Annotated in this window: 13 protein-coding genes; 8 read left to right on the top strand and 5 right to left on the bottom strand. The window is 65.9% G+C overall.

What is annotated here, in order from left to right; genetic code table 11:
- Window positions 1-159: 159 nt before the first annotated feature.
- The 3 genes from AB0J16_RS32485 to AB0J16_RS32475 are packed head-to-tail and all read right to left on the bottom strand — an operon-like array spanning window position 160 to window position 13,360.
- Complete coding sequence (locus AB0J16_RS32485; protein WP_358546269.1) at window positions 160-4,266, bottom strand: DNA methyltransferase; 4,107 nt, start codon at window positions 4,264-4,266, stop codon at window positions 160-162.
- A complete protein-coding gene (locus AB0J16_RS32480) occupies window positions 4,266-7,136 on the bottom strand; it encodes a DEAD/DEAH box helicase (RefSeq protein ID WP_358546266.1) in 2,871 nt (956 codons plus the stop codon). Before AB0J16_RS32480 ends, AB0J16_RS32485 begins: the two co-directional genes overlap by 1 nt.
- On the bottom strand, window positions 7,136-13,360 hold the full coding sequence (locus AB0J16_RS32475) for a protein kinase (RefSeq protein WP_358546263.1): 6,225 nt from the start codon (window positions 13,358-13,360) through the stop codon (window positions 7,136-7,138). Before AB0J16_RS32475 ends, AB0J16_RS32480 begins: the two co-directional genes overlap by 1 nt.
- A 311-nt stretch (window positions 13,361-13,671) precedes the next feature.
- Here AB0J16_RS32475 and AB0J16_RS32470 point away from each other — a divergent pair, with 311 nt between their 5' ends.
- The 7 genes from AB0J16_RS32470 to AB0J16_RS32440 are packed head-to-tail and all read left to right on the top strand — an operon-like array spanning window position 13,672 to window position 22,213.
- Window positions 13,672-15,276 (top strand): hypothetical protein, encoded by a 1,605-nt coding sequence (locus AB0J16_RS32470; RefSeq protein ID WP_358546260.1) that lies wholly within the window; start codon window positions 13,672-13,674, stop codon window positions 15,274-15,276.
- Between the two features lie 17 nt (window positions 15,277-15,293).
- On the top strand, window positions 15,294-15,791 hold the full coding sequence (locus tag AB0J16_RS32465) for a hypothetical protein (protein WP_358546257.1): 498 nt from the start codon (window positions 15,294-15,296) through the stop codon (window positions 15,789-15,791).
- A 10-nt stretch (window positions 15,792-15,801) separates the two neighbouring features.
- Window positions 15,802-16,479, top strand: coding sequence for a VWA domain-containing protein (locus AB0J16_RS32460; RefSeq protein ID WP_358546254.1), 678 nt, complete (start codon window positions 15,802-15,804; stop codon window positions 16,477-16,479).
- Between the two features lie 17 nt (window positions 16,480-16,496).
- Window positions 16,497-17,354 (top strand): protein phosphatase 2C domain-containing protein, encoded by an 858-nt coding sequence (locus tag AB0J16_RS32455; RefSeq protein ID WP_358546251.1) that lies wholly within the window; start codon window positions 16,497-16,499, stop codon window positions 17,352-17,354.
- Between the two features lies 1 nt (window position 17,355).
- Window positions 17,356-18,804, top strand: coding sequence for a hypothetical protein (locus AB0J16_RS32450; protein ID WP_358546248.1), 1,449 nt, complete (start codon window positions 17,356-17,358; stop codon window positions 18,802-18,804).
- Complete coding sequence (gene brxD, locus AB0J16_RS32445; protein WP_358546245.1) at window positions 18,801-20,144, top strand: BREX system ATP-binding protein BrxD; 1,344 nt, start codon at window positions 18,801-18,803, stop codon at window positions 20,142-20,144. The genes AB0J16_RS32450 and brxD overlap by 4 nt, the downstream gene beginning before the upstream one ends.
- Window positions 20,145-20,146: 2 nt before the next feature.
- A complete protein-coding gene (locus tag AB0J16_RS32440) occupies window positions 20,147-22,213 on the top strand; it encodes a DEAD/DEAH box helicase (protein WP_358546242.1) in 2,067 nt (688 codons plus the stop codon).
- 312 nt (window positions 22,214-22,525) lie between these two features.
- Here the strand turns inward: AB0J16_RS32440 and AB0J16_RS32435 are convergent, their stop codons facing one another.
- Together AB0J16_RS32435 and AB0J16_RS32430 are read right to left on the bottom strand one after the other, a co-directional pair.
- Complete coding sequence (locus AB0J16_RS32435) at window positions 22,526-22,825, bottom strand: hypothetical protein (RefSeq protein WP_358546239.1); 300 nt, start codon at window positions 22,823-22,825, stop codon at window positions 22,526-22,528.
- Window positions 22,826-22,902: 77 nt separating this feature from the next.
- Window positions 22,903-23,139, bottom strand: a complete 237-nt coding sequence (locus AB0J16_RS32430) for a hypothetical protein (protein ID WP_358546236.1) — start codon at window positions 23,137-23,139, stop codon at window positions 22,903-22,905.
- 434 nt (window positions 23,140-23,573) lie between these two features.
- Here AB0J16_RS32430 and AB0J16_RS32425 point away from each other — a divergent pair, with 434 nt between their 5' ends.
- The gene (locus AB0J16_RS32425; RefSeq protein ID WP_358546233.1) at window positions 23,574-24,830 is read left to right on the top strand and encodes a S1 family peptidase; all 1,257 of its coding nucleotides are present in this window, start codon (window positions 23,574-23,576) and stop codon (window positions 24,828-24,830) included.
- Window positions 24,831-24,881: the final 51 nt, after the last annotated feature.

Raw genomic sequence — 24,881 nt, 5'->3', positions numbered from 1 at the left:
GGCAATCCGTGCCAGTGTGTCGAGGTCGCGATGAATCTTCCAGGACGTGGTCGTTGTTCCTCATAGTAGGGACCTGGGTGCCTCCGAGCTGATCATTACTAGTGGTGAGTGGAAGGCATTCATCGGCGGCGTGAAAGTCGGCGAATTCGACACTATCTCCTACCTCTCACGCTTGCCTCCCGTCTCACCCCTCGCAGGATGGAGAAGCCCATGACCAGGGGGTGGATTGAGCGTGGAGGTGTAGTTCTCGCCGTCGATGAGAGGCGTGTACAGGCTTACGCCGCAGAGTGCCATACGGTCGTATGCGGCGAGGACGAGGTCCTTGGTGCGATAAGTGCCGTACTTGGCGATCTCGTTGTTCTTGAGTCCCCCGGAGTCGGTCTGGAACGTCTCCAGAATGTATTCCGCGTCTTCATGCGAGATTCCGTAAAGGTGAAAGAAGTATGCGTCTAACTCGGCCCTGACTAGGGAGCGGCGTTCATCGTTCCACTTTAAGGGTGGGCTGAAATACTCCAGGTCGCGGGCCAGTCCGACCATGTCGTAAGCGGTGTAGACGAGTTCGAAGGCTCGGGAAGCAAGGAAAGGGAGATGGGCCTCAAGCATTTGGGGTGTCGGAACGGGGAGTTGCTTCCATGTGTAGAGTGCAATGCTGGTTCCGCCGAGCTTCTGACGACACACGTAATCAAAGACAAGGGAGCTTTGAGTAGCGATAAGCGCTAGGGCGTAGGTGGGTGAGACGCGAGGAAGCATGAGGGGAAATTTGTGGCCAACGGCGGTCCGGGGAATGAATGCCGCAATTGCTGTCCGCTCATTTGTAGGGCTAGTAACTTCCCGGTAACCCACAAGCCATTCGTGATCCCAGTGTGCTGCTCTGAGCTTCTTTGCTACTTCCGATTCTGCAACCCAGCTGTTCGGCTGTGCGAGACGGTTGGGTGATTGGTGGTCTTGGAGGGAAAGATATCTTGGCTGATTCTGGCGTTTTGTAGCCGTTTCACTCTTCACGACATCAGCTGCGCGGTGGTCGAACAAATTTACCATCTTTGCCTCGTATAGAGGTAGCATTCTTTCGCTGCCTCTAGCAAATATGTTGCCATGGAGGGTCCATCCCTGGCCTTCGAGTTCTTCGCGTGCATGAAAGAGGTTCGAGTCGTGTGCCATGTGGAATGGGGTCATAAATGAGACCTTCCATGGATTGCTCCCTTCCTGGGTCACTTCATTCGGCTCTTTGATGAGGATAGGGATTCGGCGGTAAATGCTTAGAGTGATCTCTACGTCCCGTCGAGAACGGAAGATGGGGCACGTGCCGGTGTTAGGGTTGAGAAGAGTGATCTCGTCTGGGGTAAGCGTGAACGACTTCATTGCGTCGACGAGTTCTGCTGGGTCATGAAGGAAGAATGCGAACGTCGCGACTGGTTCAGGGCGATCATGGCCGGCAAGGGACAGAATGCAGAATTTTGTGCGAGAATCAATTGCGGGAAAAAGTCCGTTACGATTCTCGAAGTCATATAGAGCTGCTATAGATCCATTCTGTACAAGATCCTTGAAGAAGAATCGGGTTCTGGCGTCCGTAGCGATTCCGGTCTGCACGATGACACCCGTTCGGCCAAGCGCTCCCATCAGGAGGCGGGCCGTCTCTGCGAAAACCGCGTACGTGTTGAGGTTTCCCTGACCAGTAAGTGGCACACGGCCAGACCGGCGCAGGAAGTGACTCTCGGCGTAGACTGCGCGCTTCGCCGCAGCATACTCGTCGTACAACGGAAGAGTACTGGGGTCATTCTTGAGATCGGCAATCAGCTTCTTACGGGCGTCAGCTTTGCCGACTGCGGCGATCTCCGGGGTTCGCTGGGCAAAGAACTCCTGCTCCTTGAGCTCCACGCTGTCCCACGGCGGGTTGCCGAGTACACAATCGAATCCGCCCGCCCAGCCGGTGGCGGCGGACACGCCTTGGTCATCTTCGGGCACAGCGAAGACATTGGGGAACTCAAGGTGCCAGTGGAAGAACCGATACTGGTTGCGAAGACGGATGATCTCGTCGTGGGTCGCCTGTGTGGCTCCTGAGGCTTCCGGGTCCTCCAACGAACGGAACAGTCCGTCTGTCACAGCCCTTGGCATGTCGGGGTTTTTGATCCACATGAATGACGCACACCAAGCGTCTGCGAGGTGCATGGCGTTGACATACTCTGCGGACTGCTCCCACTCGCCGTATGCCGCCGCTTGCTTGTGAACGTCGCGAAGGTCGTCAGCGGGGGCATCCGTGATGCGCCGGATGCTTGATGCAAAGGATGCGTTGGTTACCTTGACGGCGTCATCTGCAGTGTCGAAGAGCCTGAATATGCCTTGACGCTCCTCGGCGTTGAGCTTTTCAAGGGTCTTGGCGTGCTTCTTGTCGTCGCCTTCGGTGGCGATGAACGCCTGGTCTGGAATGCCTCCCCGCATGAGAGCAGGCGTGGCCCCGATCAAGGCGTTGCCGCACTTGATATGGGCGTCCAGGAAGCTCAGCGGCTTACCGGGCTCCAGGGCTTCCAGCCAGAGGGATACCTTGGCGAGCTCGACCGCCATCGGGTTGAGATCCACGCCGTAGATGCACCGGGCGATGACCTCGTGAAGAGCGCGCCGTACGGCGTCAATGGTGGGCTCGGGGTTGCGTTCCCGTACGGCGGCGACATGCTTGGCGATCCGGCGGGCCGCAGCGACGAGGAAATGGCCGGAGCCGCAGGCTGGATCGCAGATGGTGAGTGAGAGGAGTTCGCGGACGATCGAGTCGGTGGGGTCCGGTTGCCCGGCCGCGCTGGCGCTTTGCTCACCACGCTTCACCGCATCATCGATGACGGGATCGAGCGAGGAGTCGAGGAGACATTCGATCAGCGAGGAGGGCGTGTAGTAGCTGCCCGTGGTCTTTCGGGAGTTGCCCGCTATCTCGACCAGCTCAAATGTGCGATCCACCGCGCTGTGGCGCGGCACGAGTTCCAGGAGGGATTCGTAGACAGAGCCCAGCTCCTCCGCGTCCAGGTGACGGTAGTCGATAGAGCGCCTGCGGCGGGAGCCGGCATCACGGACTTCCGAAAGGTGGCGGACGGCGGACAGCAAGTACTCGTTCGACAGGAGCAACCCCTTGAGCGGGGCATCGGCTTCGGTTTCGTCGAAGATGCCGCCGAGGCCCGGAATCCCGAGCTCCGGTCGCCCCCGTTCGTCGCCGAGAGCGTCGAGCACGATGCGGAGAGCGTGATAGAGGTCGCTGTGACCGGTGCCTCGCCGACGACGGGCGTGGGAGCGGAGCCGGGCTGAGGAGAAGTACTTGTCGTATCTCTGCCGCGCTTCTTCGCTCGCGGCCGGTGCGTGCAGGGCGTCGCGATCCTCGGCGACGAACAGGAACAGCATCCGGTAGACCAGGCGCAGCAGGGCGTTGTGAAGAGCCTTGACGTCGACGTTCTCCCGCAGGGCGGCGTTGGCGGGGTGACGGAGGAAACCGGTGCCCAGTGCGGTGATCGCATCCTGCACGCCCTTGCGCAGCTGGTCCAGCGCGCGCATGCCGGACGTGATGGCGTCCGCACGCCACTTCTCCAGCCAGCAGGCTGAGGGCGCTTCGCCTTCTTCGACCCTGAAGCGTGTGACGTGCAGGAGCCGATACAGCAGGACGAACTCGCTGAACAGCTCTCCGTCGAAGATGGCCTCAAGGTCGAACTCGATGTAGGAGGCGGTGGCCAGCGCACTGGAGTCACGCAGCAGACGCAGCTGGCGACCGTTGGTGAGAACGCCCCACAGGTGAGAGTCGGTGCGGTTCAGGCACTCCTGGACAAGCGATTGCGGCGGGATGGTGCCGGCACCGCCCGGGCGTCGATCGAGGGTGGCGTTCCACGCACACAGATGGATGGGGACGTGGTTCCAGCGGTGGCTGATGGCGAAGGTCTTGCTGCCGTCGTCCGAAGGAATTCCTGACTTGCCGATCGCGGTCAAGTCGCCGAACCCGAGCTCGGCGAAGAACGGCTCCAACCACTGGCTCAGCGCAAGCCCCGTAGGATCGGCGGGGATCTCCGCCTCGGGAGCGACGGGAAGCTTCTGGCGGAGTTCCGTCCAAATGGACTTGAGGTAGTCCCAATGCCGCTCGGCGTCGTCCCGTACGGAGCGCGAGCCGATGACGCGGTAGTCGGCGGGAGCCGTTCCCCTGACGTCCTTGCCCTCCGAGATGCGCAGCAGCATGTCGGCGGGCAGCAACCCTCCGACCGTGTGGACGGCGGAGAAGACCTGGTTGCGGGTGACTGCGGACATCAGGCGACCCCTCCGGCGGGCAGATAGACGTACACGCCGAGGATGTCGGCGGGTTCTTGCACGGTGACGTCCAGACCTCGGACGATCTCGCCGGACGCGCTGCGCACCCGGCGGTGGGAGTCCTCCAGCTCGGCTTCGAGCTGCTTGCCGTACTCGCTCAGCTGACCGGCGACAGCAGGCAGGCCGTCGAGGACGCGGGTCATGGTGCGCTCCCCGAAGACCGGGTCGGTGTTGGCGTCGGCGGTCGCCTCGGTGAGCTGGAGCGCCTCCTCCGGCGGCAGCCAGAGCGCGCCGGTGGGCGAGCCCTGGAAGGCCAGGAGCCGGGCGTCCTCGGCGACGATCTGCTTCTCGCCCGAACGGGACGGCAGCGTGAGATGGAAGCGGTAACGGACCAGCAGCAACGTCGTACGAGTTTGCACCGCGTCGGTGCGGATCACCCCGCAGCGCCTGGCCGGCCGCCTGCCCTCGGTCTCCAGGGCGGTGTTGAGCACGTACCCCGCCAGCGCCCCGACCACCGGGTCGGTGCGGACGAGAGCGGCCTCACCCCGCGCTACCGCCGGCGTGGTACGGAACGGGATCGGGCGGCTCAGCTCGCCGCCGATCACTGGGGCGACGGCGTCACGGAGGCCGGCCGAGGTTCCGCTGATGTCGGCGGTGAAGTCGCCCGGGACGCCATTCTCGCGGATCACGCCGTCCAGCGCGTCGAGCGCGTTCCGTACGAACCGCCGCACCTCGTCGGAGCGGCCAAGGGTGTCGCGGATGGCGGCGGCCTCGCGGGCCACCTCCTCGGGGTGGATGGAGCGCTGGGCGAAACGGGAGCGGGAGGTGCTTTCGCGCTCGGCGGCCGAGCTCCACTCCGTCTCCAGCGCCTCGGCCTTGCGGTCGAGCTCCTCCAGCTCGAACAGCGCCTCCTGGTCGGGCTGCCGCTCGCGCATGAGCAGCCATTCGACGATGGCGTCGGTGACGCCGGTGGAGGCGGCGTCCGGGACGGAGACGGAGATGCCGAGGTCCTTGCGGATCTGGCGGTGCTTCTTGATCAGGACTTCGAGGACCTTGCCGTCGATGCCGTTGTCGCTGCCGTACAGGGTGATGACCTTGACGACGTCGCGCTTCTGGCCGTAGCGGTCGACGCGGCCCTCACGCTGGTCGTGGCGGGTGGGGTTCCACGCCAGGTCGTAGTGGACGACGGCGTCGAAGTGGTGCTGGAGGTTGACGCCTTCCGACAGGCAGTCCGTGGCGACCAGGACGCGCGGGGAGTCGGCGCTCTCGTCGGCCAGTTCCTCGATGCGCTGCAGGCGCTGCTGCGGGGAGAGGGTGCCGGTGACGTGCCGGATGACGGTCTTCTTGCCGAGTTTGCCGTCGAGGTGCTCGGCGACGTACTCGGCTGTGGGGATGTAGCGGCAGAAGACGATCGGGTTGTAACCCTCGCGGATCAGGACCTTGAGGTGCTTGACCAGGGCGGACAGCTTCAGGTCCTCGTCCGGACCCTCCAGCTTCGCGGCGCGCTCGGCGAGCTGGGCCAGCCGCGCGCCCGCCTCGTCGGTCTCCGCGCCGGGCGCGACGTCGAGACCTTCCATGACGTCGCTGTCGGAGGCGTCGCTGGTCAGCGGAGCGCCCAGCCGGTCCGCCTCCTCCGCGCTCGCGGCCACCGCGGCGGCCGAGCGGGTCTGCAGGGTCTGGGCGGCGGCACGAGGCGAGGAGACCATGGAGCGCAGCAGCGCGATCGCCGACCACCAGGCGATGCGGGACTCCCGCTTGCCCTGCTCGCCCGCCGCCGACACTCGCTCGCTGGCGTAGGCGATGGCGTCCTCCAGCAAAGCCCGGTAGGCGGGGGAGAGGCGGTAGGTCTCGTCCTTGAAGTAGCGGTCGGAGGGGAAGGAGGTGTCCTCGCGCTGGCTGTCGTCGGCCAGGCCGTCGTTCACCCCGAGGAATTGGCGTACGTCGGCCCGCTTACGTTGCACGAAGTACTGGGCGAGCAGTCGCCGCCCGGCGTCCGAGTCGAGCTTGACCGAGGCCAGCTCGGGGCTGAGCAGGCCCAGCAGGTTGCGGAAGGCGCTCTCTTTCCCGCTGTGCGGTGTGGCCGTCACCAGCAGCAGGTGCCGCTCGGGCTTCTTGGCGATCCGCTGCAGGAGCTCGAAGCGGAGCTGGTTCTGGGTGGAGGTGGTGTCGTCGGACGCGACGCAGGTGTGCGCCTCGTCGACGATCACGAGGTCGGGGCAGTGGCGGACGAAGTCGTCGCGGTGCCGGGTGGACTTGATGAAGTCCGTGGAGACGATCACCTTGTGGTACCGGTCGAAGAGTGATTGCCCCAGGTCCAGGCCCCGCTCCAGCTTGGAGACCGTGGAGGCTAAGACGAGCTCCGCGTCGATGCCGAACTTCGTGCGCAGCTCCTCCTGCCACTGCTCGGCCAGTGCCGGCGAGCAGAGCACGGCCAGCCGGTCCGCGCTGCCTTGGGCGAGCATCTCGGAGGCGATCAGCCCGGCCTCGACGGTCTTGCCGATGCCCACGTCGTCTGAGATCAGCAGGCGGACGGTCCTTTGTCGCAGCGCCATCATCAGCGGAACCAGCTGGTACGCGCGCGGCTCCACCGCGATCCCCGCCAGCGACCGGAACGGCCCAGCGCCGGAGCGGAAGCCGATGCGCAGCGCCGACCGCAGCAGCCCGGCGGCGTGCTGGTCGCCCAGATCCTTCGGGGAGGGCGGCGCGAAAGTGGCGCTGACCACGTCCTCGAACGCCGGGAAGACGGCGGCGACGTCGTCGTCGGAGCCGCCGAGTGGGCGCAGCACCAGCATGTCGGAGGCGCTCTCGGGGAGCACCACCCAGTCGCGGCCCCTGGCTGAGACCAGGGAACCGGCGGAGTAGGCGGGCATCAGCTGTTTCCTCGTGTCGTCATGGTTCCGAAGTAGCGCTCGTTCTGGGTCGCGACCGCCGCCCAGTCGGCGTCGTGCGAGAAGCGGATGACGTCCCAGCCCTGGTCGAAGAGGCGTTCCTCGGCCTCGGTGTCCCGCTCGGCGACCACCGCGTCCTGGTGGATCGGGCCGTCGACGAAGACCGCCAGCTTGACGCCGGGCAGCCGGTAGACGTAGTCGGGTCTGGCCAGCGCCTCGGTGATGAACGTCTGCGCCTCGTCGGGCAAACGCAGCCCCTGCTGCTTCAGCCAGGCGAGGAAGTCGCGCTCCAGCCCGCTCTCCGACTGGCCGGACAGCCGGTGCAGCTGCTCGGTACGGCTCTCACCACGCCCGGTCGGCCTAGCCTCGGCGGCGGCCAGGCGCAGCAGCAGGTCGCGGATGGAATGCCGGTCGATGTCGGTGTGGTTGAGCTGGTTGCCGTAGGTGAGCAGGCAGTCGTAACAGCCGCGGGCGCACTTCCGGTCGGGGCGAGGGCCGCCGCGGTCGGTGCCGTCAGGGGCGAAGTGGCAGATCTCCAGCGCCTCGGCGGCGGCGCGGGCGAGCGCGCCCGGCTCCGACTGCATGAGCCGGAGCACACCGGCGCCGCCCTCCGCGGCCTCGGTGAAGAGCATGCGATCCCGCGGCCCCTCGTTGGGCGGCAGCAGCTCGCTGGTCAACTCCGAGTCCTCCAGCTCGAAGGCGGCTTCGATGCCGCGTTCCAGCGCGTACATCAATGAGAGCGCGACCGGCACGGGCAGGGGTTCATCGAGCTTGAGCACCAGGATGTTACGGGTGTCCTGCACGTACGGGATGACGCGCTTGCGCTGACGCTTCTCGTTGCCGTCGGCGTCGACCACCGGCATCTCGCTGGAGTCGCCGGAGGCGTCGGCCGCCGCCTGCTCGTTGAGCCAGCGGCCGTCGGCCGGGTCGAGCCAGAAACCGTCAGGCTCGTCCTTCTTGGCGCGCAGGCGTCCCATATTGGAGATGCGTACGGTGGCGGAGTCGCCGAACGAGAGCGTCGCGAGCTTCCCGGCGGCGTCGGCCAGGAGTGCGTCACGGCGGCCCGTCCGCTGGCCGTGATCGTTGTAGCGGTACGAGGTCACCAGCCGGAAGCCCGCACGGCGCCGCTCCTCCTCGTCGGAGGAGATCCGCTCGCGCCGCCGGGTGTAGACGGTGTGCAGCTGGAGCAGGCCGCGCGTCGGCGTGGGCAGTGCCGCGTCGCACACGTCGCATTTGTCAGCTCGGTCCGCCGAGTCATAGTGGTAGCCGCAGCCGGCGCAGCGCTGCGCCTCGGTGGTCACCACCTCGCCCGAGGCGTCGGGCCGCAGCTGGATGCGGTCCACCTGGTAGCGGTTGCCCTCGTGATAGATCAGCGCACCGGGCCCGAACTCCCTGATCGCCAGGAACCGGGGACGCTGCAGGTAGTCACCGTCGCCGTAGCGCCGCCCCGTCGTCGGGATGTACGCCGCCAGTGGTAGGCGGGGGAAGGAGTAGCCGGGCAGGAATCCCTCGCTGGCCAGATAGCGGTACGGGTTGAAGTCCGACAGCAGCGAGCGGCTGTCCACGCTCTCGTTCTTCAGGAGGTCGAGCTGGGTCTCGGCCTGCTTGCGCTGCAGCTCGGCGATCTTGCGGTCGCGGTCGGTGAGCGTGTGGTCCAGGCGCCGTCGGTTCTGCTCGGCCTGGTCGGCGAGGGCCGCCCTGAACAGGTCGCGCCAGCGGTCGAAGGATCGGTCGAACCCCTCGGGAGCGCGGCGCACCTGCTCCTCGATCCACTCGTCGTGCCACCAGGTGGGCGGTTCACCGAAACCGGGCAGCACCCCGGCGAGCACATTGTGGGCCGCCGCCACCGCGCGCCGACGAGCTTCCTGATCACGAACGTCGGCTTCGACGTAGGCGTGCAGGAGCAGATCAGGGTTGGGGCGGCGGGCACCCTCGTCGTAGCTCAGGTCGATGAGCGTCGGGATGTTGTTGCCCAGCCTGAGCCCGCTTTCGGCCAGCCAGATGGCCTGAACGTGCGAGCGGACCAGATCCTCGTTGGCGAGGTCCAGCCGTGGCGGACGGACCGCCCCGGCCACCATGCGGTCGGAGCGGCGAAAGTAGTACTGGTCGTGGCTGTTGCCGGTGGCGCAGTAGGTGGTGACCAGCGCCGGTTGCCCCTGCCGACCGGCGCGGCCGCTGCGCTGGGCGTAGTTGGCGGGAGTGGGCGGCACGTTGCGCATCATGACCGCGTTGAGCTCGGAGATGTCCACGCCCAGCTCCATGGTGGGGGAGCAGTAGAGCAGCTTGAGCTCCGCCTTGCGGAAGTCCTCTTCGCGCTGCTCCCGGTCCTGCGGTGACACTTGCGCGGTGTGCTCGCGGGCCGACAGGCCTGCGAGAGCGGCGGCCGTGTCGCGGTAGAGGTCGCGGAAGAAGACGTTGACGCGTGGACCGTCGCCGCTGGCGTAGGTGCGGGTCAGTGGATCGTGCGTACCGCTCTCGCCGGTGCCCGCCCGCCAGATGAGGCAGGCGGCGGCGATGCGGTAACCGGTGACGGGCGGCCCGGAAGGGCGGCGGTAGCGGCCGGCCCGCTGTGGCGCGACCTCGACCGTCGTCAGCAGGTATGCCTTGGCCAGCACCCTCATCAGGTCCGCGATGATCCGCTGGGCATCGTCGGCCGACACCTGCGGGAAGTGGATCCGTCGCAGGTACTTGCCGAACTTGCCCCTCCCGGACAGGAACAACCCCGAACGATCAACGCCGGGGCGGGACCCTTGCGGGTAGGCGGTACTCACCTTCGGCCGGTCGCCGCCGGCCAGCCGCCATGGATCCTTCAGCCGCTCCTCGCTCGCGCGCTGCAGGCTGTCGAAATCCTCCCGGAAGTACTCGACGTCGATGGCCAGCGACCGGCGCATCTCGTCCAGCAGCGCACGCATGATCTCGGCGCGCTGCCCCGGCTCGGCCTGGCGCAGTTCGGGACGGGCGTCGCTCCACCGTTCGTCCCTGTTGGCCAGCCAGTCGAGGTCTGCGTAGTCGATGACCAGCAGACCCGTCTGCTCCAGGTTGGGCATGGTGACCCGCCAGCCCCGCTGCAGATCCAGATAGAGGCGGAAGGCGATGACGTCCCGTAGGGTCTTCGCCGCGCTCGCGGCCATCATCGGCGGCGGGTCATCGCCCGATGTGTAGTCGGCAGGGCTGAGCCCCAGCGCTCCGGAGACCCGGGAGGCCAGGTCCTCGTGCCGGATGCCCTCCTCGCCCGCCGCCGTCGCCGCGTGGTAGAGCGCGCTGCGAAGCTGGGTGATCTGGACGAAGTCATTGAAGTGCCCCGCCTGCAGGGAGGCGTCCTGCCGGTTGTCGACGAACGTCAGCAGCTTGCGCGCCTCCTTCTTCAACGCCTCGGCCGGCACCTTCTTGAGCGAGCGGACGATCGAGGCCGAGACGAGCGAGGTCGCCGAGGAGCGGCCCTCCTGGTCGAGCCGGGCCAGCTTGGCGAAGTCCTTCCCGCGCACCTGCTCGTAGCTCACCCCGCAGTGCAGGCAGAACAGGAACGGCGCCGGGATGAACGCGGCCTTCAGCTCGCCCTGCCCCTCCACGCCGTACGGGTCGACTGTCACGAGGCGGGGGATCCTCGGCCGGTACGAGTCCCGCACCATCTCCTCGCCATGCGCGTCGAACTCCAGCCAGGACTCAGGCAGCCGGCGATCCTTCATCGCCTGCTCGACGGTGGACGGCCACGGATGGGTGGAGTCGACGTAAAGGTAGCCGTCCTCGCCGCTGCCGCCGGTGGCGGCCGTCTCGCGGCGGTTCTCGTACACCACCTTGCCGTTCTTCTCCGAGCGCCACACGGTCAGGTACTCCTGACCGCACTCGCGGCAGAAGGCCAGCGGCAGCAGGATCTTGCCGTCGGTGTCCGGCTGGTAGAGCTGGTAGTCACGGGTCAGGTGACGGCTCGACTCGTCCTCGAGCGTGACGTGTACCGTGTCGCCCTTGGACAGGAACTGGTGCAGCCGGAAGGCGAAGAGCGGGCGGCCGGTCAGCGGATGGCACGCCTCCGAACCGGCCTTCAGCGTGGCCCGGATCGCCTCGACGCACGTCTCCGCGTCCAGGCCGCTCGTCTCGGCCAGCTCGGTCGCGGCCTCCTCGATCTTGGCGGGCTGCTGCCGGACCAGCCGCCCCTCCTCGTCGACGGTGAGCCCGAAGCGGGTCTCGATCCACCGGGCCAGCGGATCCTTGACCAGGTCCTCGTACGCGCGGGGCGCCCCCGGCGCGGTCAGCCGTTCGACTGGAACCGTCTGTGGCGGCTCCCCGGTGGCGCGGACCAGCGTCTCGCCGATGATGTTCGAGGCGTCAACGGCCGTGCCGAAGAGCGTCGTCGCGATACGGGCCACCTCGTCGCGGCGGGCCTGGGCCGTGCCCTCGGTGGCCATGGTGGCCGAGGTACCGATGCACTGCAGGCTTACGGCGCGGCAGGCGTCGCGCACCCGGCGGATGAGCAGGGCGACGTCGGCGCCCTGCCGGCCGCGGTAGGTGTGAAGCTCGTCGAAGACCAGGAATTCCAGCCCCTCGGCCATCCTGATGAGCGACCTGCGGTCCTCGGGCCGGGTGAGCATCAGCTCCAGCATCACGTAGTTGGTGAGCAGGATGTCCGGCGGATCGTCGCGGATCTTCTTGCGGGCGGCCTCGTCCTCCTGACCGGTGTAGCGGGCGAAGCGCACCTTCTCCCGGCCGGTGCCGTAACCGTCTCTCAGATACTTCTCCAGCTCCTTGAGCTGGCTGTTGGCCAGGGCGTTCATGGGATAGACGATGATCGCGCGCACGCGCTTACGTGCCTTCGGGCCCTCCTGGTCCCGCTGCCTGAGCACTCTGTCGACGATCGGCACGATGTAGGCCAGTGACTTGCCGGAGCCGGTGCCGGTCGTGAGCACGTACGAGCTGCCGGACTGTGCGGTCTTGATGGCTTCTAGCTGGTGCTGGTGGAGCGTCAGCGGCCGGCCATCGCACTCCGCGCCGTCTTCGGTCTTGCCGACCTGGAAGATGCGGGCGCACTCCGGGTGCAGGGTCCCGTTCTGGGACGCCTCCAGCACCGTTCCGCCCGACTTGAAGAACGGGTTCAGCGACACCCACGGGTCGGGCCACTGCGATTTGGCGTCCAGGTCGTTCTCGACGAAGGCCGCGATCCGGCCGTCGCGGATGATCGTGCCGCCCTCGGTGAACGCCCTGTAGTCCTTGAGCAGTTGCTGGTGGACACCGAAAACGTCCATGCCGGAGCCCGCATGGCGGGGCTCCGCTGCCGGGGCGGGAGCCTGCACCCGATCGGCCGGCCTGGCCTTGAGACAGGCCACCGGGTCGAAGTCCGACCAGCCGGGGACGTTCGCCGCCCCTTCTATGAGCGGCAGCAGCGCTTCCCGGACGGTGACCGCGTCGGCGGGCCGGTCGGCCGGGTCTTTGGCGAGTAACCGCTCCACCAGGCGCGTGAGGTCCTGCGGGACGTCGGAGCGGAGCAGGCTGATGGGCGGCGGTTGTTCTGTCTGGTGCTTCTCGGCGAGTTCGTAGGCGGACTCACTGTGGAACGGTGGGACGCCGGTGAGCATTTCGAAAAGCACGCAGCCCAGGGCGTACAGGTCGGCCGCCGGGGTGACGGTCGAAGCGCGGAACTGCTCAGGGGCCATGTAGCGGGCGCTGCCGACCGTGACACCCGTGCTGGTGATCTTGCTGTGCTCGATGTCCCCGATGATCCGGCCGGCGCCGAAGTCGAGGACCTTGACCAGGCCACCGCGCAGCAGCATCACGTTGCTGGGCTTGAGGTCGCGGTGGACGACTTCGACGGCATGAGCGGCGGACAGCGCGTCCGCCATCTGTGCGCCCAACGCTGCGGCCCATGAGACGGGGAGTTGTGGATGCTCGGTGATGAGGTCGCTGAGGGACTCGCCGTCGAAGAGCTCCATCGCCAGGTACGGCAGACCGGAGGAGTCGACGCCTCCGGCGATTGTCCGGGGCAGATTGCGGTGCCGGAGCCTGCGCATGATGCGTACCTCGCGGTCGAACCGCTGCACGGCCTTGGCATCGGAACGTGAGTTCAGGACCGTTCCAGACCTGCTGCGGAGGATCAGCTTGACGGCGACGGTGGCGTTGTCGTCATCGAGATCCTGCGCCCGGTGGACCTCTCCCATGTTGCCCTTGCCGAGGGGAGCCAGCAGCCGGAACCGGTCCGCAACCACGTCTACGTTCACCGTAAGCTCCTCGCCCTGTGCGCGATGATCACTAGCGCCACCGTACACGCATTGCCCTGGCTTGGATATAGGTTGAGTGTTAACAGAGTCAACGGATATGGTGATGGGGGCCGGGGCTCTCTGGTCGAGAGTTGTCCGGCTGGCTTGAAGCGCGGGTGATCATCCTAGGCTAAATATTGTCCGATAATGACACCTGCTTGCTCATCTATTACGCTACACACTTCCTGTCTCGTTGGTAATGACGGGTGCCATTCGCTGGATCGATCCACTGGCCTTTCTGACGTTTGTGGACACCGCCCTGTCAAGAAAGGATGCGGCTGTTCGTGATGAATCATGCGCTCGCTGCGGAGCTCCGGAAGCTTGCCGCAGAACCGTTCTTGAAGGCACGTGCCGACCAGCTCCGTTCTCTAGCTGGGTCGATCGAGGAATCGACCGAGGGCAAGCGCTGGTGCGAGGTGGACCTGTTCGCCGCCTTCCCTCCCGAGGAAACGGTCCGGCCTGTGTCCCATGGGTCCAGGTGGGCGGGCCTGCTGAGCGTCATGGACCTTGTGCAGCCTGTCCTGGTTTTCCTGCCCATTGTGATCACCTGGCTCGGGCTCCAGCGCGCCACCACTGCTTACGGTGAGGCCATCAAAGCCGGTGGAGCTGAGACTGCCCGCCGCCCCTTTCTGGAGATGTGGCAGCAGGGTTTTGATGGGCGTTTGTCCGGTATTTGGCAATTCGACAGCGTAGCGCTGGCCACACTGACGGCGATCATCCTTCTCATCACTGTCACTCTTTTTGAACGGCTCTTACGGCATAGGGAGGAGAACAGGGCCGAACTGCGGGCCGAGGAGCTTCGTATCAAGTTACGGGCCGCGTTGACGGAGGCGACCCTGACCCTCAGGCAGGTACGACTCGCGAGCCCTGCCCGTTTCCAGGCAGAGCTCACCAAGAGCGCCATCGAGATCAGCGAGGTCGGATCGACCCTGCGCCAGCTTCAGGAGAAAGTGGTGCGATCCCTTGAAGTATCCCTGGAGAGCACCAGACAGGCGATGGAGAGCTTGACGGAGGCCACGGCCGACGTCCAGGCGGCGGCGTGGAAGCTCGATGAGCACCTGGCGTCCGTGACCGCCGCCACCGCAGATCTCACCCAGACCGTCGATAGGACGACGTACGCCATCGACAAGGTGGGGGAGAAAGCGGAATCGGCCATGGACCAGGTCGGGGATCGTCTGGGCGTCCTCGTAGCCGACTCGACGGACAGGGTCCGGGCCGCGATGGAGGAGGCCACCACCCGGGCGGGCGCGACTGTTCGTGACACCACGAGGGAACTGGACGGGCATGTCGGGGAGCTGACCGAACGCGTAGGTGAGCTGGCCGCGGTCGGCAACGGCATCTCGTCCGCGCTGGACGGGTTGCATCGCGCCGTGGCGGATGTCACCTCCATGACGCAGGCGACGATGAACCAGGTCGGAGAGCAGATCACGGGAACGCTCAATGACACGACCAGTGCTTTCACCCGCACCTTTGGCGACACCGGTGAGGAGGTGCGCCACGCACTGGAGGGCTGGGCAAACGCGGTCGGGGATCACGCGTCCCGCATCGAGATCGCCTCTGACGCCTCGGGTAGGACGGTGCGGCTCCTGGAGGAGTTGCGCGAACTGCCCGCCGCCCTCACCGAGGCGATCGAGGAAATTCCTGCTTCGATCCGCGACGTCACCAGTGTCGAACTGGACAATCTGCGTAGCGCCGTCGGCCAGCTCCCGCTGGCGGTCTCGATGACCGTGGCCGAGATCTCGCCTGTGATCAGGAAGGCGACGGAGGCCGAGCTCATCGATCTGAGTCAGGCCATCGGTCGCTTGCAGAACGCGGTGGATCAGGTCGGTGAGGTCGTCGCCGCGAGCGCGGTTCGCGACGGAAGGGATTCGGTGTGAAGCCCCGCCGCGGATCGATGTCTCTGATCGCGCTGGCCGGTTGGCTCTTCGCGGATCTATTGCTCGGTCTGACCATCATCATGCTCGGAGCGCAAGCGGCCGCACCGGCGTCCCCCGAGCCGTCCCCGGAGCCGGCAGCCTCGCCTTCCGCGTCCCCGAGTTCGTCAGGATGCGCCGTACGCGTCGCCGGGGTGAGTTCGAAACCCTTGAAGATCTCGTTCCGGGTCGATCCCTCGGCGAGTGGGAGGCAACTTGTCACCCAGGTGAAGACAGCACTGCGGACACACAACGGTCGGCTGGCCGGGCGGCACGCGGGCATGGTCCTCACTTTCGGCGCGAACGGCGCCACAGGCGATGGGGTGCAGCTGGCCGGCCGGGTGAACGAGGCAGCGCGGCGAGCCTACCCCGGCGTCTTCAAGGCCGCCGCGACTCGCAATTTCCATGACCTCGCAGCTCCGAGCGGATCGATCTCCATGGAGATCTATTTCGTGACGGAAGGCTGCGCCGACAAGTGATGAGGATGAGATGAGCGAGCAGGTACTGCCCTTCTACCTGGTCTGTGACGAGTCAGCTTCCATGCACGGTGAACCTCTTGACGCGATCAACAACGAGTTACCCAAGATCCACCAGGAGATCTCCAGCAACCCGATCGTCGCCGACAAGGCCCGGTTCTCCATCATCGGGTTCAGCGACACCGCGGAAGTCCTGCTCCCCCTGACCGACCTGGGCGACATCGATCGTCTGCCGATGCTCTCCTCACGGGGGCTCACCTCGTACAGCGCGGCATTCTCGGTCTTGAAGCAGACCATCACTACCGACATCGCCGAACTCAAGCAGGCTGGGCACACACCGTTCCGGCCGACGGTCTTCTTCCTGACCGATGGACAGCCAAACGACTACAGCTGGGAAGACGCCTACGGTGAGCTCGTCTCTCCGGGGTTCTCCGCCCGGCCGCACATTTTGGCCTTCGGCTTCGGAGACGTCGAACAGCAGACGCTCACCCGCATTGCGACCTTCAAGGCGTTCGTCGCCCAAGCCGGCGTGTCGCCTGCGCAGGCCCTCACCGAGTTCGCCCGGCAACTGACCAAGTCGATCGTCCGTTCAGCGACTCTTTCGGCTTCGAACCCAGCCAACGCCCCACAACTGGTTCTGCCCAACGAGAACGTCCCAGGCTTCACCGTGCTAGCTGCCGACCCGGTCTGACCTGGAGAAACTCACACGTGGACAAGGTGATGACGCCGCGCTTCCCGGAGCCGCTGATCATTGGCAAGACTCCTCGACTGCAATCCGCGCCCGGTCCTCTGACCACGGCGAACCGGCCGGGCCCCGACACCGAGATCGACGGTGCCGACCTGGACGGACTCGTCATCCGCGGCGCGTCGGTACGAGGTGACTCCCATCGCTACGACGGAATGCCCCGGCAGGACGCCATGCTGATCAGGAAGCTGGGGGAGTCCCATGTTCTGGTGGCGGTGGCGGATGGGCTGGGAAGCCGGGACATGTCGCATCTCGGTGCGGCCGAGGCCTGCCGGGCCGCGTTCGAGGAGTTTCCCGCGAGCCTGCTGGACGGTTATGAAACGCGTTCCGATCCAGTGGCCTATTTCACCGCGGTCGCCGAGTCGATGACGGACCTGGCCAGGGACGAGGGCATCGCGGCGGCGCAAATGGCCACGACGTTGACCGTCGCGGTGATCGACATTCAAGCGCGGAGGGGCGCCCACCTATGCCAGATCATGCGCGTCGGCGACAGTACCGCCATGCAGCTACACCGTGGGGTGTGGACCTCCTGCTTCTCAGAAGACAACGACCAGACCCTCGCCTCCTCGGCCACGTACGCGTTGCCGGGTGACGCGGCACGCGTGGAGGTCACCGCGTGCGTCCTCACCCCCGGAGACATGCTGCTGTTCTGCACGGACGGGCTGGCCAAGCCGATGGCCGGTCAGGCGGTGAGGGAACAACTGGCCGCATGGTGGGGAGAGGAAGCGCCGCCGTCGCTGACGGAGTTCCTGTGGCAGCTCAGCTTCCGGGTCAAAACCCATGACGACGACCGGACCGCGATCTGCGTGTGGGGCGTCTGAGGTGGCCTTCGTTCCGCACCCGCTGGATAGCCCGCGCTCCTCGCTTCAGCTGGAACCCGTGCCGCTGAACGACGGCGGGCAGGGGGTGGTCACCCGCCTGATCGGCCCGCAAGACGTGGTGTACAAGGAGTACCTGAAGTCGGCAGGGACTGTGAACGGTCAGGCGCTGGCGGACCTGGTCGAGTTCGGAGCAGGGCTGCCGCGCGATGACCAAGAGCGTCTGTTCTCCTCCTGTGCCTGGCCGATCGCACGGGTCGTCGAAGGGAACAGGGCGGTGGGCTTCCTCATGCCCGAGGTTCCCGACGACTTCCACGACCTCATTCAGGGTCGGCCGCGCCTGGTCGAATTGCAGTTCCTGCTGTTCCCGCAGAAGCGAGCCTGGCAGGACCTGCGCCTGCCGGATCTCAGGGGGCGGATCCAACTGGTGCGGAGATTCGCTGAACTGGTCGATTTCCTGCACGGACACCAGTACGTGATCGGTGACGTCTCCGCGCGGAACCTGCTCTGGTCTGCCCAGGAGCCGTATAAGGTCCACATTTTGGACTGCGATGGCTTCCGCCGCCTCGGCGCGGAATCAGTGCTGAAGCAGGCGCACAGCCCCGACTGGGAGGACCCCCTCGAGCCGCCAACGGGCCCGGACCTCGATACAGATCGCTACAAGCTTGCCATGCTGATCGGCAGAATCCTGGCCAGGAATGCCTACGTGCGGCCCGGTGGCGAGCTGCCGCTTCTCGCCGGGCTGCCGGACGACCTCGCGGGACGGGTGCGGTCCACGTTCGCGCGAGCAGCGAGCCCAGCCGGCACCAGGCCGTCCGCCCGCGAATGGGTGCGGGCCATCGAGGGGCGTGAATGGATCGCCGTGTCACGGCCGCCCGTCCGGCCCAGGCCTGGTGCGGATGCCAGTTCGCCACCGAAGCAGCGTTCCAGTCAGCCCACGCTGCCACGAATCACGGGGAGAACGCCGTTCCCTGCCCCACCGCCTGTTGCGGAGCGCAAATGGATCCCGGTCTCTCCGCCCGGCGCCATTCCCCGGCCGGCCGGCGAGACCCGGGCCGCCCGGCCGGTTCCTCAGGCCAGGACCACCCAGCCGAGCAACATGGTGCGTGTCTCGGAACCTGTCCCAGTTCCAGTTGGCGGGATCGGGCTCGGGGGGAAGGTCGTCGCGTCGGCCACATACGCCGAGCAGCGGGCGAGCATCGCTGCGAAGATCACCGATGAGCAGATCACGCTGCTGCTCGACGGCCTTGACCATGCCGCCGGCGTCCTGCCGGTCAAGCAGGCGGCTCGGCTGATCGCCGAGCCCGAGGACCGCACGCGGCTGCTGATCGGGGAAGCCAGGAAGCTTCTCGACGTCGACGGCATCTCCGTACTGATGCTCAAGGACGGTGACAGGATGCTCGACCTGAACATCGCGTTGGTCGCGGAGCAGTTTCTGGAGGACGAGGAATGACGGCGACCAGAAAGGTCAGCCGCGCCAAACGGCGCGAGATCATCGATGCCCTTGGCCGTGGGACTGTCCCCCGGCTGGGTCTCGACCTGTTCGCGGTGGGCATGGACCGGTTCGAGAAGGGCCTCGACGAAGAACTCGCCGCCGTCACTACTGGTGGGAGCGGTTTCAAGGCCGTGCGCGGCGAGTACGGCTCGGGGAAGACCTTCTTCGCGCGCTGGCTCGCCGAGCGCGCCAAACGCATGCGGATGGCGACCAGCGAGATCCAGATCTCCGAGACCGAGACGCCGTTGTACAAGACCGAGACGGTCTACCGCAGGCTCATCGGCGCTCTGTCCACCGCGAGCAGCCAGCACAGTGCGTTCAGAGAGGTCGTCGACTCCTGGTTGCTGTCGCTCGAAGACGCCGTGCTGGCCACCGGCGATATGGACAAGCATGACCGGGCGGGCGTGGCCGATGCGGTCGACCAGCTCATCGAGCGCAGGCTCGCCGAGGTCTCGAAGACGTCGCCGGCCTTCGCCGCGGCCCTGCGGGGCTATCGCCGGGCTCGGCTCACAGGGGAGCACGACATCGCAGACGGCCTGCTGGCCTGGACCGGTGGTGAGCCGAACGTCGCGGCACCGATCCGCCGCTACGCCAACCTCCGAGGTGACATCGACTCCACCAGTGCGCTCGATTTCCTGCGCGGCCTGCTGGTCGTGCTGCGCGACTGCGGATATCCCGGACTGCTCGTCGTCCTGGATGAGATCGAGACTCTGCAACGGATGCGCTCGGATTCGCGGGAGAAGAGCCTCAACACGCTGAGGCAGCTCATCGACGAGATCGACAAGGGCAGGTTCCCCGGCCTGCACCTGGTCATCACCGGAACCCCCGCCTTCTTCGAGGGTTCCAAGGGCGTGCAGCAGAGCGCCCCGCTGGCACAGCGACTGACTGTGGACTTCGGCGGTGATCCGCGCTTCGACGCCACACGCGCTCCGCAGATCCGGCTCACAGGGTTGGACCAAGGCAAGCTCGTCATGCTCGGCTGCACCGTACGGGATCTGTACGCACGTGGTGCCTCAGAAGAGGCGAGGATCAGGACGTTGGTCGACGACGCATATGTTGCCGAGCTGGCACTCGCCGTGGCGGGCCGGCTCGGCGGGCAGATCGGCACCTCACCGCGGGTCTTCCTCCGCAAACTAGTCACGGACGTGCTCTACAAGGTGGATGAACACCCTGATTTCGACCCGCGTAGGGACTACCGGCTCACCGTACGGGACACCGAACTGACCGACGAGGAACGCAACGCGGCACGAGGTGGACGGCAGCTCAGATCCGCCGATGACGTAGAGCTCGACTTCTGAGCATGCACCCCACGCTGGCGTACCACGTGACCAACACGCTGGGCTGGTCCCAGCTCCGCCCGCTGCAGGCGGCGGCGGGCGAAGCGATCCAGCGCGGTGACGACACGCTCCTCCTGGCTCCGACCGCAGGAGGCAAGACCGAGGCGGCGGCCTTTCCCATCCTGACCATGATGGAGGAGCAGCGCTGGAGCGGCTTGACGGTTCTCTATATCTGTCCGTTGAAGGCACTGCTGAACAATCTGCACCACCGGCTCGAGCGATATGCGGCCTGGCTGGGGCGCGACGTGGCGGTATGGCACGGTGACATCTCCGCCTCTCGGAAACAGTCGACACTCAGAAACCCACCGGACGTCCTGCTGACTACTCCTGAGTCCCTGGAGGCGATGCTCATCTCGACCAGGGTCGACCAGCGGCGTCTGATGCGGGACTTGCGGGTCGTGGTGGTCGACGAGGTCCACGCCTTCGCCAGAGACGACCGGGGCTGGCATCTGCTGGCAGTGCTGGAACGCCTGCACAGGCTCGCAGGCCGGCCACTTCAGCGAATCGGCCTCTCCGCCACCGTGGGCAATCCGCAGGACCTGCTCTCGTGGTTGCAGGGATCAGGAGTGGGACGCCGCGCGCAGGTCGTCGGTCCTGAGGAGGGTCACTTGGTCGTTCAGCCGGACCTCGAACTGGATCACGTGGGAACGGTCTCAAACGCGGCCAAGCTCATCGCGGCGCTGCACCACGGCGAGAAACGGCTGGTCTTCTGTGACTCGCGGCAGATGGTGGAGGAACTCGGTGCCCTGCTTCGTGAGCACGGGGTGACGACATTCCTCTCGCACGCCTCCCTCTCCGCGCAGGAGCGGCAGCGGGCAGAGGAGGCGTTCGAGCAGGCGTGTGACTGCGTCATCGTCTCCACCTCGACTCTCGAATTGGGCATAGACATAGGTGACCTGGACCGTGTCATCCAGATCAACGCGCCATGGTCGGTCGCCTCGTTCCTGCAACGCCTCGGCCGTACAGGCCGTCGCTCCAACACACCGCGCAACTGCCTGCTGCTCGCACTCGATCATGACGATCTCCTCGGCGCGGCGGGACTCCTGCAACTCTGGGGCACGGGTTACGTGGAGCCGACACAGCCGCCGCCTCAACCCCGTCACATCGTCGCTCAGCAACTCCTGGCACTCGCCCTGCAGGAGGGAAGGATCGGCGACCAGATGTGGCCGGACTGGTGGAATGGGCTCGAACCGTTCAAAGACGCACAGCCGATCCTCGACTTTCTTGTCTCCGCAGGCTTCCTTGAGCGGGACGGGGGCATGCTGTTCGTCGGCACCAAAGCCGAGCAGCGCTTTGGCCGTCAACACTTCAGAGACCTGGTCGCGGTGTTCACCGCACCCCCGGAATTCACCGTGCTGCACAAGAATGCGGAGATCGGCAGGATGGATCCCGGCCTGCTGACCGCGCCGTCTACTGGGCCACGGATGCTGTTGCTCGCCGGCCGTACCTGGCAGGTCGACTGGGTCGACTGGAAGCGGCGCCGCTGTTTCGTCGACCCCGTCGAAGGCTTGGGGGGCGAAGCTCGCTGGTCTTCTTCCGCTTTCGGCGGGACCTCCTTTCATCTGGCGCAGGCGATGCGCGACGTCGTACTCGGCGCAGATCCGCCAGTACGCCTCACAAAGCGGGCCAGAAGAGGGCTGGAAAAGGTCAGAGAGGAGTATGCGGATTTGGTCCACGCGGGTGGCACAGTCGTGGCCAAAGAGGGAGGGGGCCTGCGCTGGTGGACGTGGGCTGGACATCGGGCCAACGCGACATTGAGAGCGACGCTCGGCCCGCTGTCCGATCCCGCTCAACGGGCTGACGCCCTGAGTCTCCGGCTTCGCAACGACCTGGACGCCCAGAACTGGCGCATGGCCATGCGCGACCTTTCGTTGTGCCTCCCGGATATCGATCTGAAAGCGCTGAACGGGCTGAAATTCAGTGCGGCTCTGCCTGTCGATCTTGCGCTCGACACATTGCAGTCTCGTATGGCGGACGTCGTCTCAGCCGCGCACGTATTGAGGGAACCGGCTCGATTCTTGATGCGATGAGCACTGATCTTGCGGCCGTTGTCCTCGCGTAGGTGCCGTCGACGTCGAGCAGTAGCTGTACGACTATGTACGCGGCCACGGCGAGCGCCTCCCAGAACCCCGCCGAGCCGATCGCGCTGCCACTGGCGTACGAGTCGCCGCGACAGCGTCAGGTCACCCCCGGCGGCCCGCGTACCGGCTCTCATTGTGAGCCGGTCGGGAGCGGTATGACCCCAGCTGATCGCCCCTGCTGGGCGCAAAGCACATGGTCTTGAGCTGTCCTCATCGATGGGTGCCGGTCATCGAACGCCACGCTGGGCGGCCCTGGCCCTGTCAGCAGTAGGCGACCGCCGGCCCGAGGAAGGAGTAGTTGTGGTAGGGGGTGTACTCCGAGCGCTGCTGCCCGGGGTACACGCAGGGGCCGTACTCGGGCCAGGAGCCGGTCGGGGGGTTGATGACGTAGATGCTCACGCGGTATTGGCCGTAGCCGCCGCTGCAGTAAACCCAGACGGTCTTGCCGTCCCGGCCGGTGGTGCAGTCGGTGGGCGCGGCGTGAGCGGGGGTGGCGATGCCGACGAGGGCGGCGGTGAGGAGGGCTGTGGCGGCCAGAGCCGCAGGCTTTCTCGTGCGCATTCGCTGTCCTCCAGCAGGTGGGCAGTGCACTTTTAGGAAAGCTTCTTACAGAAAGATGCCTGGCCTTCCCCGCGTCGTCAAGACCGCGAACGGCTCAATGGGCGAGGGTGGGATCGGTGTCGGGCCGTACCTCGGACAGACCGCACCGCCTCGTGCCAGATCGGCGTCGACACCGGCTCGTCGGCCACCGCCCCCGCATAGACCTCCTCCGGGTCGAAGCCGTCGACCCGCCACTCGCGGATGCGCGCCGGCAGCACCTCCGGATGGAACTGCGCCCCCACGCCGCCTTCGCTGTGGATCGTGTGAGGTCTCACATCCTGAGTACGGACACTTGTGGTGAGGCCACCCGTCGATGCTGTTTGGCATTTTCAGTCGGCTGCCAGATCGGCACGGGCCGGCGATTTCGGTGGCGTTGATGCGGGAATTGGATCGTCCGGCGATGAAACTGTCGTGAGTGCGTCCTGAGGCGAAGTGTCCGGGGAGCAGGGCGTTTTTTCTTGTCGCCGCGCCCGCCAGTGCCGTGTCTCTGTCCGGCGCGCACGCTCACGCCCTCACGGCCCTGGCGGCCGGGTCGGTCGGCTTGTTCAGGAAGTACTACTTCGAGGCTGCGCTGGTCCGCTTCAGAAGTCATCAAGTATCCATCAACTTCGGCTCCACACCCGCCTGACAAGGTGCACGTGAAAGAGCCGAGTTCCGGAAACAGAAGAAAGGTACGACCCCCGTGCGAAGAAGAAGAGCGATCTGGAGGGTGGCCGCGGCGTTCAGCCTGGTCGTGGTCGCCGGCCTAGTCACCGTTCCCGATACGGCGCTGGCCGCCCCCGCCGTCCGGCTGGCCGCGCCCACCGCGCTGCGACCGGCGGATGTTCCCGGTTCCGTCGAGTATCTGACCAAGACCTACGGCATCAGCGTCGGCGAGGCGATACGCCGTCTGGAGTTGCAGCAGACCGCGGGGGCTCTGCAGAAGGTTCTCGCCCGCGACTATGCCGAGACCTATGCGGGGTCCTGGATCGACCAGGACAACGGCGGTGTGCTTGCGATCGCGAGCACCGCCCCCGACGCGCTCGCTCCCGCGTTGAGCGCGGTCCCGGACCATGGTCACATCCGCGTCGTGGCCGCACAGCACTCACTGAGGGACCTTCAGGCGAAGGCCGCCGACATCAGTGCCCGTCTGGGACTCAAGCCCGAGCAGGCACCGGTGATCAACGAGCAGAAGAACCGCGTGGAGCTGTATCACCAGGCCGCCGCCGCGGCACGCAGTTCGGCCGGCCGGCTGGCCGCGGTCGCTGACCTGGACGTCGCCGTGGTCGATACACCGCCCATGACGAATGCGGCTTGCAACATCTCGTATTGCACCGCTCCGATGCGCGGTGGCGTAAGGCTGGAAATGTACGACCAGAACTACCGACGCCTCTACAAGACGTGCACCAACGGCTTCAACGTGAAGGGTACGAACGGCTGGGTGTACACGCTTACGGCGGGACACTGTTTCGAAAATGACGAATACTACTCCTTCCACACGGGCCAACCCGTTGGGCACTGGGACGGTAACTCGTATTTCAACGGGTATCCGGTGGATGCGGCCATCACGCCGTACGTCACGAGAGGGGGAATGGAGTACTCGAAGTACTGGTCGCAGCAGCCGAGGAACATGGTGATCTCGAAAAATACCACCCAGTTCAAGATCACGGGCCTGTGGCCATATGAACAGATCCAGCTTGGCTGGGTCGCGTGTTCGACCGGCGCGGTGTCGAACAGCACCGCCTGCGGCAAGGTCATCGCCAAGGACGGCGGGTTGTGGATGGACATCTGCCGCAGGCAGGGCGACAGCGGTGGCCCGCTGTTCAGCGAGAACGACCACACGGCGTACGGAATTCTCTCTCAAATCAACAATGCGGGCACCGAGATCTGCGACAAGAACTCTATATCGACCTATTCGCCGGTCTCGAAGATTCTCGGCTCCATGAGCTACGGTTCCCTGACGTACAGCCTGCACACCGAGAGCTGATTCATCGGCTGCGATTGCCTTGCCGGATGCGTGATCCGGCGGCCTGAGGGC

Origin of the sequence: Nonomuraea sp. NPDC049750 (assembly GCF_040659625.1) — a bacterium.
GTDB lineage: Bacteria > Actinomycetota > Actinomycetes > Streptosporangiales > Streptosporangiaceae > Nonomuraea.
Note: the sequence above shows the minus strand (reverse complement) of the source record. Positions and strands in the feature narration are given on the sequence as shown.